Raw genomic sequence first — 13,870 nt, forward strand, 5'->3', positions numbered from 1 at the left:
AAAGGAATTTTGTAGGGATTTCTAATATTTCTAATTATTTGTCTTCTGCTAATCATGCTAACAATGCGGTAAATTGAAAACAGGGAGATGAATCATAAATTAACCACAAAGTAGTAGTGATTATTTAATCGCCATCACAAAATAGCAATAGTCCTATTCTACTCTTAAAGAAATCGTTTGCGCTAGATGTGATTGATTATTATTTAAGCAAAATTAAGTGTGGATAAGTGGAATTAAAAAGGTGTTTGATATCAAATTTAGTTATAAAAAAAGCCAACCTAATGGCTGGCTTTTCGACAAAATAAGTAACTTATTCTAGATGGAAAATTAATGAACAGTATCATTACCTTTTGTCGCATCTTCAAAAATATTCGCCACATCGATGCTGTCAAAGTCGTAGCTTGTACCACAGTAATCACAATGCAAAGAGACTTTGCCTTCTGTTTTTACGATGTCATCAACTTCAGCTCTTTCAATCGTAACGATTGCACCTGCGCTGCGCTCACGAGAACAACCACAGAAGAACTCAACATGTTGAGGTTCAAATAATTGCACTTTATCTTGGTTGTATAAACGGTATAGAACGTCTTCGCCTTCTAGGCCAAATAGCTCTTCGTTTTTAATGGTATCAGTCAGTTGTTCTAGATGTTCGAAGTCATCTGCAGAGCCAGTACCGTCAGGCATAACTTGCAGTAGCATACCCGCGGCATGAGGTTTGCCTTCAAATTCACCTAGGCGTAACCATAGGCGAGTTTTTAATTGCTCAGAACGCTCAAAGTAACCTTCAAAACAAGCGGCTAAATCCTTACCGTCAAGTGCAACAACCCCTTGGTAGCGCTCACCATCTTTTGGTGCGATAGTAATAACTAGGTAACCTTTACCCATTAATTGGTGCAGTGTGGCATCATCAGAAATTTGGCCATCAAAGCGAGCGACACCACGAACTTTTTGATCGTTATCGCCATTAATTACCACAAGAGAAACAGGACCGTCACCTTGAAGTTGAAGGGTAATTGAGCCTTCAAATTTTAATGTTGCAGTGAGTAGTGTGGTTGCAACTAATAGCTCACCCAAAAGGTTTTGTACTGCTTTAGGGTATTCCTTGCTAGAAATGATTTGTTGGTAAGCATCATCTAATTGAACAAGTTCACCACGAACAGATAAATCTTCAAATAGGTAACGATGCAATATGTTATTTGCCATGAAATACTCCAGCAATTGTATTAAGGGTTGTTGTCGGTGATTATTGTTGCTTGAATCTCATGATATCACGTCGCTGTTTTTTATCTGGACGTTTATCAGGATGTGGACTGCCAAGTGAATTGAGTTTGCGTAATTTTGCATTCTCTTCACGCTGCTTAATGCTACTTTCCGTTTCTTTATAAAGCGTTTGTGCAACAGGGGCACCGCGACGTTGATCTGAAAGAATTTCAATAACCACGACGATTTCTTCATTGTTGCCTTGGCGAAGTTTAACTTCTGCACCAACTTCTACTAATTTACTTGGTTTAGCTCGTTGGCCATTATAATGAACTTTACCGCCATCAACCATGTTTCTCGCAATAGAGCGAGTCTTGTAAAAACGAGCAGCCCAGAGCCATTTATCGAGTCTGATGCCATCGTTGGTATTAGATTTTGAACTCATTATGTCTACCTAATGTCTTACTTCTCTGCTTATTTAATGGTGTCAGGAATTTTTTTTTCAATCTTTTGAGGAGAATTAATCAAAATTCATAAGCAACTAGAGTCATTAATGAGAAATAATGCTCTAATAACGAGTTACCCTCTTTAATTTCGTGATATGGCTGCGAGTAATTCAATAAAACGACATTATTCTCGGTAATTATGCCGCGATATTTTATAATTCATACAGACATCAACTGTTTAATTGACTTTGTAACATAGAAAGGAAGCTCTGAGCCTAATGATAGCTAATATGAAAATAGAAAAAATTTCTCAATATTGGTCGGTATATCAATCTACGATATCTAAAAGTTTAACTGTTGTGTTGGTTGCTTGTTTTGCGTGGATTTTTGGCTCTCTCTTTTGGTCGATGCTTGCTCCTCAAGCTTCAGTTTCTCAATGGCAGCCTAAAACTGTGGTTGCCGCGAATACACAAAAGAAAAACGGGGATGACTCTTTATCTGGTTTATTAAATGGCCAAGTATTTGGGCGCTTTAATGCAGAGAAAAAAGTCGAAAAACCAAAAGTAGTTGAAGTGAAAGATGCCCCTAAGACTCGCTTAAATTTAACCTTAGCAGGAGTGGTTTCCAGTTCTAATCCTATACTGAGTTTAGCGGTTATTGCGAATCGAGGAAAACAGAATACGTACGGTATTGATGAGACGATTGATGGAACGCGTGCAACCGTAAAAGCGATCATTGTCGATCGTATAATTATCTCTAATAATGGTCGTGATGAAACCTTAATGTTAGAAGGTATTGAGTACACTAAAATATCAACGGAGAGAAATAGTACGGGTAGTACTGGCACCGTGTTGGGAAATAATCGTCAAAACTCTAATCAAGATGAACTCGATAATATTCGTAGAGAAATGGCTAAAAATCCGCAATCGGTATTGAAATACATTCGTCTTTCTCAAGTGTCTGATAATGGAAAGATTACAGGGTATCGTGTTAATCCAGGTAAAGATCGCAAATTATTTGATTCAGTTGGCCTTAAGCCAGGTGATATAGCGACCAGTTTAAATGGGATTGATTTAACCGATCCTGCCGCAATGAGTACATTGTGGAAAAATATGTCAGAAATGACAGAGCTTAATTTAACCGTTCAGCGTAACGGCCAACTACATGACATTTTTATCGGTTTATAACGGGTAAATAAGAAAATGAATAAGGGTATATTGTGAAAAAGTGGATAGGCAAGGGATCCTTATTACTTGCGGGCAGCATGATGTGGACATCGGCTATCGCAAATGACTTTAGTGCTAGCTTTAAAGGAACTGATATTCAAGAGTTCATCAATATTGTGGGTCGAAACTTAGAAAAGACCATTATTGTAGATCCCTCTGTTCGTGGCAAAGTGGATGTTCGTAGCTATGACTTATTAAATGAAGAGCAATACTATCAGTTCTTTTTAAGTGTACTTGAAGTGTATGGTTACGCTGTTGTAGAGATGGACAGTGGTATTTTAAAAGTCATTAAAGATAAAGACGCAAAAACCTCAGCCGTTCCAGTACTTGGTGCAAAAGACAACATTACGGGTGATGCGGTAATTACTCGTGTTATTGCGGTACGTAATGTCTCTGTTCGTGAGTTATCTCCTCTGCTACGTCAACTTAATGATAATGCGGGTGCCGGTAACGTTGTTCATTATGACCCTGCCAATATCATCATGATCACGGGCCGTGCGGCAGTTGTGAATCGCTTGGCTGAAATTATTGAACGTGTTGACCAAGCTGGCGATAAAGAAATTGAAGTGGTTGATTTACAAAATGCATCCGCTGCAGAAATGGTGCGGATTGTCGATGCGCTAAATAAAACCACAGAAGCTAAAAATACCCCTGCCTTTTTACAGCCTAAATTGGTTGCGGATGAGCGTACTAACTCGATTCTTATTTCGGGAGACCCAAAAGTACGTAATCGCCTTAAAAAATTAATTAATCAACTTGATGTTGAAATGGCGAGTAAAGGTAATAACCAAGTTGTTTATTTACGTTATGCCAAAGCAGAAGATTTAGTTGATGTATTAAAAGGAGTTTCAGATAACTTAACGGCAGGCAAAGGAGGTGCTCAAAAAGGGGGGGCGAATAATCGTAGTGATGTGATGATCTCTGCTCATGCTGACACCAATGCCTTAGTTATTACTGCGCCGCCAGATGTAATGCGTGCGGTGAAGGATGTTATTGCTCAACTAGATATTCGTCGTGCTCAAGTATTAATTGAAGCATTGATTGTTGAACTTGCTGAAGGTGATGGCATCAACCTTGGTGTGCAATGGGGTAATCTAGAAACTGGTGCGATGATCCAATACAGCAACACAGGTGCATCGATTGGTGCCACTATGGTGGGGTTGGAAGAGGCAAAAGGGTCAACAACCACTGAGAAAATTTACGATTCAGCGGGTAATCAAACGGGTTATAAAGACATAACAGAAGAAGGTGATTATACCGCGCTAGCTTCAGCATTAGGCGGCGTTCAAGGTGCGGCGGTTAGTGTCATGATGGGGGATTGGGCTGCATTGATTACTGCCGTATCAACAGATTCAAACAGTAATATTCTGTCGTCACCGAGCATTACCGTAATGGATAATGGTGAAGCGTCATTTATTGTCGGTGAAGAAGTTCCAGTATTAACGGGAGCGACATCAGGTTCAAATAATGATAATCCATTCCAAACGGTTGATCGTAAAGAAGTTGGTATCAAGCTTAAAGTTGTACCACAAATCAATGAAGGTAATTCAGTTCGTTTAGATATCGAGCAAGAAGTCTCTAACGTATTGGGTGCTAATGGTGCCGTGGATGTGCGTTTTGCTAAGCGCCAGCTAAATACGTCTGTGATGGTTGAAGATGGCAAGATGCTTGTTCTTGGTGGTTTGGTTGATGAGAGGGCACTAGAGAGTGAATCAAAAGTTCCTTTCTTAGGTGATATACCTATCTTAGGCTACCTATTTAAATCAACCAGTACGCAAGTTGAGAAGAAGAATTTGATGGTCTTCATCAAGCCAACCATTATTCGTGATGGCATGACGGCTGATGGGATCACTCAACGTAAATATAACTACATTCGAGCAGAGCAATTGTATAACGCGGAGAAAGGTTTGAAATTGATGGATGATGCCCACATTCCGGTATTACCTAAATTTGGTAAAGATATTAATCATCCGGCAGAGATCCAGGCGTTCTACGAACAATTTAGTGAAGAGAAGGAAAAATAATGGCAGGCCCCTTATTTCCTGATTCTCCAGTAATGCTGCGTTTGCCTTTTTCTTTTGCAAAAAGGCATTCGGTTGTTATAGAAACAAGCTCTGAAGGTTGGATACTGTATTATGCAGTGGTTCCTTCGCCAATGGTGCTATGTGAGATTCGTCGAGTATGCAACTCCGGCTTTTCGTTAATTCAATTAACCAAAGAAGAGTTTGATACTAAGGTCACTCAAGTATACCAACGTAATTCATCAGAAGCGCAACAGTTGATGGAAGATATTGGTGCTGATAATGATGATTTCTTCTCATTGGCAGAAGAGCTGCCCGATAATGATGATTTATTGGAATCAGAAGATGATGCGCCAATTATTAAATTGATCAATGCTATGTTAGGTGAGGCGATCAAAGAAGGCGCATCAGATATACATATAGAGACCTTTGAAAAAGTCCTGTCGATCCGTTTCCGTATCGATGGCATTTTGCGTGATGTATTGAGTCCAAGCCGTAAGTTGGCACCACTGTTAGTTTCGCGCGTAAAAGTCATGTCGAAACTTGATATCGCGGAGAAACGCGTCCCACAAGATGGTCGAATTTCATTGCGTATTGGTGGCCGAGCCGTTGATGTTCGTGTCTCTACTATGCCGTCTTCCCATGGTGAGCGTGTGGTAATGCGTTTATTAGATAAAAATGCGACTCGTTTGGACTTAAACAGCTTAGGCATGTCGGCTGAAAACCATAAAAACTTTCAGCACATCATCAAGCGTCCGCATGGCATTATTTTGGTTACTGGCCCAACAGGTTCAGGTAAATCGACCACGCTATATGCCGGTTTAGGGGAGTTAGACAGTTCTCAATCGAATATTTTAACCGTAGAAGATCCAATCGAATTTGATATTGACGGCATTGGTCAAACTCAAGTAAACCCAAAAGTAGACATGACGTTTGCTCGTGGATTACGTGCCATTCTTCGTCAAGATCCAGATGTAGTAATGATTGGTGAGATCCGTGATTTAGAAACCGCAGAAATCGCGGTTCAAGCGTCACTTACTGGTCACTTAGTGATGTCGACACTTCACACCAATACGGCGGTGGGGGCGATCACTCGTCTGCGTGATATGGGTATTGAACCTTTCTTAATTTCATCCTCTCTACTTGGTGTGCTTGCTCAACGTCTGGTTCGAACTTTATGTAAGGAATGTAAAACGCCTTATCAAGCCGATGACGAGCAGAAAAAACTCTTTAACTTATCTGCTTCAGATAGCTTGGTTCTTTATAAACCGAAGGGCTGTGAACACTGTAATGGCAAGGGCTATCGTGGGCGTACCGGCATTCATGAGTTACTCGTCGTAAATGAGAAAGTTCAAGAGTTGATCCACAAAGAAGCTGGCGAGCAAGAGATTGAAAAAGAAGTTCGTAGTATCACTCGTGGGATTCAGCAAGACGGTTTATTAAAAGTACAGCAAGGGATCACAACACTGGAAGAGGTGATGCGAGTCACTCGGGAAGGGTAAATGGCAGCCTTTGAATATAAAGCACTAGAAAAAACAGGTAAGCAGAAAAAGGGGGTCATGGAAGGCGATAATGCGCGCCAAGTTCGCCAACGCTTAAAAGAACAAGGCCTTATTCCTGTTGAAGTAATTGAAACTAAATCAAAGCAGCAAAAGAATGCTTCTCAAGGATTAAGTTTCAAACGTGGGATTAGTGTTAATGATTTATCATTGATCACTCGCCAATTGGCGACCTTAGTTCAAGCGGGAATGCCATTAGAAGAGTGTTTAAAAGCCGTTGCAGAGCAAGGTGAGAAAGCACATATTCGCAGCATGATAATGGGCGTTCGCTCTAAAGTGATAGAAGGGTATCCGCTAGCAGAAAGCTTTGCTGATTACCCGCATGTCTTTGATGAGCTGTTTTGCTCAATGGTGGCTGCTGGTGAAAAATCAGGCCATTTGGATACGGTGTTAAACCGTTTGGCTGATTATGCTGAAAATCGTCAAAAGATGCGCAGTAAATTACAGCAAGCGATGATTTATCCTATCATGCTGACGTTAATTGCTATTGCGGTGATTTCCTTTTTGCTTGCAACGGTCGTTCCTAAAATTGTCGATCAATTTGTGCAAATGGGACAAGGCTTACCGACTGTCACCGAGGTATTATTAGCGGCCAGTAACTTCGTAGTGAACTGGGGCCTTGTTGTTATCATTGTCGTTGTATCATTGATTGTTGGTGTAAAATGGTTACTGACTAAGCCTCATTTTCGTTTAGCGTGGGATAAAAAAATCTTACGATTACCTGTTATTGGCAAGGTGGTTCGTGGATTAAATACCTCGCGCTTTGCACGTACGTTATCGATCTGTACATCAAGTGCGATTCCATTATTGGATGGGATGAAAGTCGCAGCAGATGTAATGAGTAATCAATACTTTAAGCTGCAGGTATTAGAAGCGGCAGATAATGTGCGTGAAGGGGCGAGTTTACGTATTTCGTTAGAGCAAACAAAATTGTTTCCACCAATGATGCTGCATATGATAGCCAGTGGTGAGCAAAGTGGTGAATTAGAGCAAATGCTAACGCGTTCGGCTGATAACCAAGATCGTGACTTTGAATCTCTGGTTAATATGGCTCTGGGTATTTTTGAACCTTTACTGATTGTTTTTATGGCCGGTATCGTGCTTTTCATTGTTGTCGCGACATTAATGCCAATCATTGAACTCAATAATTTAGTCGGGTAGTGAGTCGTTACTATCCTTTTTTCATTTTATTAATATATTAATTTTTAATCTCAGGAGTCATTCCATGCAAGTCAATTCAGCTCAACGTAAACAAGGTGGTTTCACCCTGTTAGAAGTGATGGTTGTTATCGTTATTCTTGGTGTTTTAGCCAGTGTAGTCGTACCAAATTTACTTGGTAACAAAGAGAAAGCCGATCAACAAAAAGCGATCACTGATATCGTGGCATTAGAAAATTCATTGGATATGTACAAGCTAGATAGCAGTGTTTATCCAACCACAGATCAAGGATTAGAGGCGTTAGTATCTAAGCCAACATCAAGTCCTGAACCGCGTAACTACCGCGCTAATGGTTATATTCGTCGTTTACCAAATGACCCGTGGGGCAATGAGTACCAATATTTAAGTCCTGGTGATAACGGCACAATTGATATCTTCTCATTAGGAGCAGATGGCCAAGAAGGCGGTGAAGGTGCAAATGCTGATATTGGTAACTGGAACATGCAAGACTTTCAATAAGTCATAAATTGTATAGATAAAAACAATGATGAAGATAAAACGTGAGGTTGGGTTTACCCTAATCGAAATTATGTTGGTATTGGTACTACTATCGGTCAGTTCGATGGCAGTAATAACGAGTCTTCCTGACAGTCAAGATGACCAAATGGAAGAACAAGCCTCACGTTTTTATCAGTTAGTTCAGCTTCTTAATGAAGATGCTTTGCTCAATGGGATGGATTACGGCATTTACTTTAATCAAGAGCGACAAGAATATCGCTTTATGACGTTAACGGTAGATGGCTGGCAGCCTCTTGAGAAAAACCGCTTTTTTACTGAAGTGAAAATGGATGACTCATCCGTAGAATTTGAGATGGAATTAGGTGGTTCAGCATGGGCTGATGATGATCGCTTATTTGAACCGGGATCCTTATTTGATGAAGAGATGTTTGCTGATCTCGAAGAAGACAAAAAACCAATACCCCCGCAAGTGATGGTGTTATCGAGTGGCGAAGTGACGCCTTTTATGGTGACTTTTTTCCCTGAAAATGAGCACGGTAATCTTGATAATAAAACGTGGGAGGTTAAAGCCGATGAGTCTGGTGTGATCCGTTTATTTGCTCCGGGAGATGAACGAGATGAAGAGTAACTTTTCTTTACGAAAAACCAAGCAAGGAATGACCTTATTGGAAGTGCTGGTGGCGCTTGCTATTTTTGCGACCGCAGCCTTGAGTGTTTTAAGATCGGTAACTCAGCATATTAATACCTTAGGTTATTTAGAAGAAAAGACGTTCGCAGGAATGGTGGTAGATAATCAAATGGCATTGATGATGTTAGATAAACCACCAACATCGACCAAAAAAGGTGAAACAGAGTTGGCAGGTCAAACATGGTATTGGACCATCGCTCCGGTAAAAACAACCTCTGATATTTTAAAGTCAGTGGATGTGTCGGTATCGACCAGTAAAGATCAAAAATCCTCATTAATCACGGTACGAACGTATGTTGCGCCATAATTTTTCTCGCGGCTCAGTCAAAGGGTTTACGCTGATTGAAGTGATGGTAGCCATTGCGGTGTTTGCCACCTTGAGTTTTTCAGCGTATCAAGTGGTGAACCAAGTTCAGCGCAGTAATGAATTATCCTTAGAAAAGAGTGAGCGTATTAAGCAACTTCAACGCAGCTTGGTTTTTCTCGATAACGATTTTCGTCAAATTGTAGCTCGTCCATTTCGAACAAATGGTGAAAAAGCCACAGATAAATTATTGTCTGCGGATGAGTATCTGTTGGACTCTGAATCTCAAGGTATTTTATTTGTACGTTTAGGATGGAAAAATCCACAACAAGCTTTTCCTCGTGGAGAGATAACTAAAGTCGGTTATCGTCTCGTTGAAAATGTCATTGAGCGTTTGTGGTGGCGTTATCCGGATACTCCTGTAGGGCAAAAGCCTGTTGTTACCCCGTTAATTGATGGGGTTGAAGCGCTTAAGTTCGAATTTTATGATGGCAAAAAATGGGTGAAAATTTGGGATGTGAAAAATCAATTACCGAAAGCCACTAAGGTTATTATTACTTTTAAAGATTATGGTGATGTTGAACGCATCTATTTAACCTCAGGATTTAAAGTCGAAGAAAACTCAAGCCAAAGCGATGACTCATCACAAGATAAAGGTGGGTGAGATGGGAAATAAAAGAGAGCGCTTAGAGTGTCGTTCAAAAAAGCAACAAGGTGTTGCATTGATCGTTGTTTTGTTACTGCTCGCGATTATGGTGACCATCGCAGCTCAAATGTCTGAACGCTTATTTATTCAGTTTCATCGGGCACAGAATCAAGTCAATCATCAACAGGCTTATTGGTACTCAATAGGAGTGGAAGCATTGGCCAAGGCGGGCATCGAAGAAGCCTATAAAGATGGTGATACCATTAATTTGAGCCAAGCATGGGCAACAGAAGAAACGACCTACCCACTTGATTATGGCGAAGCCATTGGTGGCGTGAAAGATAAACAGGCGTGTTTTAATTTGAATGCGTTGAGCAGTGTGAAACCGAGTAGTGACCCATCTCAGCGTCCATTTTTAGTTAAAGTATGGATGAACTTATTAGAGTCGGTTGAGGTTGAAAATTACCTTGCAGAAGTCATTGCGGATTCGACTTGGGAATTCATGGATGAGAACGACACCGCTCAATCAATCTCGGGTGTTGAAGACAGTACTTATCAATCGTTTAAACCGGCCTACTTAGCGCCAAATGGTTGGATTGGTGATGCCAGTGAGCTGCGAGCCATTAATGGGGTAACAGCTCAAGTCGTTGAGGCCGTTTCACCTTTAGTATGTGCAATACCAAGCAGTAATTTTTATTTGAATGTAAATACCTTAGCGCCTGAAAATGCCAACATTTTAGTCGCTTTGTTTTCTCCGGGATTGAGCGAAGATAATGCCCGGGAAGTATTGGAGAACAGACCTTTTGATGGTTGGAGTAGTGTTGATGATTTTTTAGTGGAAGGGGCAATAAGCCAAGTTGACGCCAATACACGCAAACAAGCAAAACCGTATTTATCGATAGATAGTCAGTTTTTTGAGTTAGATGCTCAAGTATTAGTAGAAGATTCGCGCGTACGTGTGCGTTCTTTATTACACAGTAGTGATAAAAAGGTGGTGAACGTTGTCCGTCGCCAGTATGGAGGAATGAATGAGCGAACATCTGATACTAAGGCTGAATAGTCAGCCATCAGATCCCATTCAATGGATAGTCTGGTCACCAGAAAATAAAGAAGTGATAGCGTCTGGAGAGTTAAGCTCTGTGGAAGAGTTATCATCGTTATCGCAATACAGCGATCAGCGTATCGTCTCAGCTCTTTTGCCTGGCAGTGATGTGTTATTGCGAGAAGTGATGATACCGGAAGGGGCCGCTCGACAATTTTCGTCGATGCTGCCTTTTATCGTTGAAGATGACTTAGCTCAAGATGTCGATGATTTACATATCGTTATTTTGAATAAAACCAAAAAAATGGCTCAGGTTGCCATTGTTGAACATCAAAAAATGGTGAAATGGTTAGAGCAACTTAATGAGGCTGGAATTCAAACTAAACGTTTCTTACCTGATGTATTAGCGTTGCCTTTTCACCAAGATGGAACGACCATGGTTGAGCTTAATCAACAATGGTTGTTGCGTTTTAGTGAATATCAAGGTGCGATTGCGGAATCTGAGTGGCTACCAATGCTATTGGAGGGGCTCGTTACCAATAGCGCTAAATCCGTTGCCGATACGGAAGAGCAAGATACTGAAATAGAGGATGTAGAAGGCTCAAAGAATTATGTCCTTCATAGTTATTCGCCTTGTGACATTACCGTTGCGAATACCAAGCATATAAAAGAGGCGCCAGAGTTAGTGATGCAATTACTGGCTGAAGGGGCTCTTAGCTCTAAAGTGAACGTATTGAGTGGTAAGTATCGTCCTCAGTCTTCATGGCGCAAGCATTGGCGTATCTGGCAGAAAGTAATTTTGGCCTTTGGTTTAGTGATGGTGGCTTTTGTTGCTCAGCATATTACTGAAGTACAAAAACTGGAGCAGCACAGTATTGCGCTTCGAACTGAAAGCGAACGAATTTTTAGAGATATCTTCCCTGGTAAACGTAAGATACCAACGGTGAGTTACTTAAAATCTCAAATGAAAAACGAAGAAGCACGCTTACAAGGTGGTTCGGGTGGGGATGATTTATTGGCTTGGATGGCAGAGCTTGCACCATACTTAGCAAAAGTGCCTCAAGTGAAATTACAAAGTCTAAAATTTGATGGCAAACGAGGTGAACTGCGATTGCAAGCCAGTGCGTCAGATTTTCCTTATTTTGATAAGTTGACCTCAGAGTTAAATGCTAAGTTTGAGGTTGAGCAAGGCCAACTGAATAAAAACCAAAACCAAGTATTTGGTGCGATTGTTATTAGGAGAAAATAATGAAAGCCTTTATGACATGGTGGCAAAGTATCTCACCAAGAGAACGAATTTTGGTGAGTGGTGGCAGTGTTGCGTTATTGATTGCTGCTATTTATTGGGGGGGTATTAAGCCATTAAATGATCGAGCAGAATTAGCGCAGAATCGGATTAACAGTGAACGCAGTTTATTAACTTGGGTGCAAAAGAAAGCCGATACGATTGTGACACTTCGAGGTGGCTCATCTGGAGGAGCACAAGTAGCGAATCGTCCTATAAATCAAGTGATCCCAAGCAGTACTCGCCAATTTAAAATTGAGTTGATCCGTATGCAACCTCGTGGTGAGCAAATGCAGGTGTGGGTTAAACCCCTGCCTTTTAATTCATTAATTAATTGGTTGGCGTATTTGAGAGATACCCAAGGCATTCATGCTCAGTTTTTAGATTTAAATAAAACCGATGTAGAAGGTATGGTTGAAGTAAACCGCCTTCAATTAAGTAGAGAGTGATCATGAAGTTTAAATTACTAATCGCAACGGTCTTCTCTGCCTTTTTTACCGCCAGTGCATTATTGCATATGCCAATTCAGTGGGTTGTTGAGCAAGCTCCAGCTATCAGAGGGTTGGCATTAACTGGGTTATCTGGAACGCCGTGGAAAGGCCAAGTTGATTCATTATCGTGGCAACGCGTGAACTATGGACAATTACAATGGCAGATAGATCCAATGGCTATACTAAAGGGGCATGCGGTGTTTGCGGTGCGTTTTGGTCGTGGTAGCGAATTAGAGTTGCGCGGTAAAGGCACGGTCGGCTATAGCGTATCCAAAGGGGCGTATGCTGAAAATATGGTGGTCTCACTTCCTGTCGCTAGCATTATGAATAAAGTGCCGATGGCATTACCTGTGTCTTTACAAGGGCAAGTCGAAGTCAATATTAGTTACTTTCAACAAGGCCAACCTTGGTGTAAACAAGCTACGGGTGAGGTGGTTTGGTCTGCGGGTAAGATTATTTCTCCTTTAGGTAACATTGATCCGAATACAGCCATTGCTGATGTTACTTGTGTTGATAACAAGATAACCTTGATCAGTAAGCAATCATCAAAAGATGTGGGCAGCCAGTTTGATGTGGTGCTCAATCCAAATCGTTCTTATCAGGTTAGTGGCTGGTTCAAACCTGAAGCAAATTTCCCATCTAGCTTAAGAAGCCAACTAAAATGGCTAGGCAAGCCTGATGCAAAAGGGCAATATAAAGTAACTTATTCAGGACGTCTGTAAGGAAATACAATGGCTAAAAAACAATTGCCGACAATTTTAGATAAACGCATTGAAGCAAAATCAAAGTTGTTTTGTATTGAATCTGTAGATTTACGCTTCTCTAACGGAGTGGAGCGTACCTATGAAAGAATGAAACCGAGTGGTCGTCATGCCGTTATGATGGTACCTGTTACCGAGCAGGGTGATCTACTGCTAGTTCGAGAGTACGCAGTGGGAACTGAAAGCTATGAATTAGGGTTCCCAAAAGGCTTGATCGATCACGGTGAATCGCCAGCAGAAGCGGCAAATCGTGAATTAAAAGAAGAGATTGGTTTTGGTGCTGAGCAGTTGACCCGATTAAAAGAGTTGGTTCTCGCGCCGTCTTATTTCTCAAGTAAGATGACGTTATTTGTTGCTCAAGGTTTATACCCTGAGAGATTGGAAGGTGATGAACCAGAACCATTAGATATTGTTCGATGGCCTTTAGCTCAAGCCTCTGAGCTTTTACACCACCTTGATTTTTCAGAAGCAAGGAGTATCTGTGCACTCTTGCTTACTCAACAATTTTTATCTAAGGAGTAAT

At 41.0% G+C, this 13,870-nt stretch carries 15 protein-coding genes; 13 read left to right on the forward strand and 2 right to left on the reverse strand.

Annotation, left to right across the window (positions count from 1 at the left end; all coding sequences use genetic code 11):
- Positions 1 to 327: 327 nt before the first annotated feature.
- Together hslO and hslR are read right to left on the reverse strand one after the other, a co-directional pair.
- Positions 328 to 1,203, reverse strand: coding sequence for an Hsp33 family molecular chaperone HslO (gene hslO / locus PVK62_RS12075; RefSeq protein WP_274444686.1), 876 nt, complete (start codon positions 1,201 to 1,203; stop codon positions 328 to 330).
- Between the two features lie 40 nt (positions 1,204 to 1,243).
- Positions 1,244 to 1,645, reverse strand: coding sequence for a ribosome-associated heat shock protein Hsp15 (hslR, locus tag PVK62_RS12080; protein ID WP_274444688.1), 402 nt, complete (start codon positions 1,643 to 1,645; stop codon positions 1,244 to 1,246).
- Between the two features lie 279 nt (positions 1,646 to 1,924).
- Here hslR and gspC point away from each other — a divergent pair, with 279 nt between their 5' ends.
- The 13 genes from gspC (at position 1,925) to nudE (ending at position 13,869) form a co-directional block, all read left to right on the forward strand.
- The gene (gene gspC / locus PVK62_RS12085; protein ID WP_443111774.1) at positions 1,925 to 2,833 is read left to right on the forward strand and encodes a type II secretion system protein GspC; all 909 of its coding nucleotides are present in this window, start codon (positions 1,925 to 1,927) and stop codon (positions 2,831 to 2,833) included.
- A 77-nt stretch (positions 2,834 to 2,910) separates the two neighbouring features.
- Complete coding sequence (gene gspD, locus PVK62_RS12090; RefSeq protein ID WP_443111776.1) at positions 2,911 to 4,896, forward strand: type II secretion system secretin GspD; 1,986 nt, start codon at positions 2,911 to 2,913, stop codon at positions 4,894 to 4,896.
- Positions 4,896 to 6,395, forward strand: coding sequence for a type II secretion system ATPase GspE (gene gspE / locus PVK62_RS12095; protein ID WP_274444692.1), 1,500 nt, complete (start codon positions 4,896 to 4,898; stop codon positions 6,393 to 6,395). The genes gspD and gspE overlap by 1 nt, the downstream gene beginning before the upstream one ends.
- Positions 6,396 to 7,613, forward strand: coding sequence for a type II secretion system inner membrane protein GspF (gspF, locus tag PVK62_RS12100; RefSeq protein ID WP_274444693.1), 1,218 nt, complete (start codon positions 6,396 to 6,398; stop codon positions 7,611 to 7,613).
- A 64-nt stretch (positions 7,614 to 7,677) separates the two neighbouring features.
- Complete coding sequence (gene gspG / locus PVK62_RS12105) at positions 7,678 to 8,130, forward strand: type II secretion system major pseudopilin GspG (protein WP_274444694.1); 453 nt, start codon at positions 7,678 to 7,680, stop codon at positions 8,128 to 8,130.
- 25 nt (positions 8,131 to 8,155) lie between these two features.
- Positions 8,156 to 8,758, forward strand: coding sequence for a prepilin-type N-terminal cleavage/methylation domain-containing protein (locus tag PVK62_RS12110; protein ID WP_443111775.1), 603 nt, complete (start codon positions 8,156 to 8,158; stop codon positions 8,756 to 8,758).
- A complete protein-coding gene (gspI, locus tag PVK62_RS12115) occupies positions 8,748 to 9,125 on the forward strand; it encodes a type II secretion system minor pseudopilin GspI (RefSeq protein WP_274444695.1) in 378 nt (125 codons plus the stop codon). Before PVK62_RS12110 ends, gspI begins: the two co-directional genes overlap by 11 nt.
- Positions 9,112 to 9,786 (forward strand): type II secretion system minor pseudopilin GspJ, encoded by a 675-nt coding sequence (gene gspJ, locus PVK62_RS12120; RefSeq protein ID WP_274444697.1) that lies wholly within the window; start codon positions 9,112 to 9,114, stop codon positions 9,784 to 9,786. Before gspI ends, gspJ begins: the two co-directional genes overlap by 14 nt.
- Position 9,787: 1 nt before the next feature.
- Complete coding sequence (gene gspK / locus PVK62_RS12125; RefSeq protein ID WP_274444698.1) at positions 9,788 to 10,828, forward strand: type II secretion system minor pseudopilin GspK; 1,041 nt, start codon at positions 9,788 to 9,790, stop codon at positions 10,826 to 10,828.
- Positions 10,797 to 12,059, forward strand: coding sequence for a type II secretion system protein GspL (gspL, locus tag PVK62_RS12130; protein ID WP_274444699.1), 1,263 nt, complete (start codon positions 10,797 to 10,799; stop codon positions 12,057 to 12,059). Before gspK ends, gspL begins: the two co-directional genes overlap by 32 nt.
- Positions 12,059 to 12,544, forward strand: coding sequence for a type II secretion system protein M (locus PVK62_RS12135; protein ID WP_274444700.1), 486 nt, complete (start codon positions 12,059 to 12,061; stop codon positions 12,542 to 12,544). The genes gspL and PVK62_RS12135 overlap by 1 nt, the downstream gene beginning before the upstream one ends.
- A 2-nt stretch (positions 12,545 to 12,546) precedes the next feature.
- On the forward strand, positions 12,547 to 13,308 hold the full coding sequence (locus PVK62_RS12140; RefSeq protein WP_274444701.1) for a type II secretion system protein N: 762 nt from the start codon (positions 12,547 to 12,549) through the stop codon (positions 13,306 to 13,308).
- A 9-nt stretch (positions 13,309 to 13,317) separates the two neighbouring features.
- Positions 13,318 to 13,869 (forward strand): ADP compounds hydrolase NudE, encoded by a 552-nt coding sequence (nudE, locus tag PVK62_RS12145; RefSeq protein WP_274444702.1) that lies wholly within the window; start codon positions 13,318 to 13,320, stop codon positions 13,867 to 13,869.
- Position 13,870: the final 1 nt, after the last annotated feature.

The sequence above is a fragment of the Aliivibrio sp. S3MY1 genome, from assembly GCF_028765575.1.
Lineage (GTDB): Bacteria > Pseudomonadota > Gammaproteobacteria > Enterobacterales > Vibrionaceae > Aliivibrio.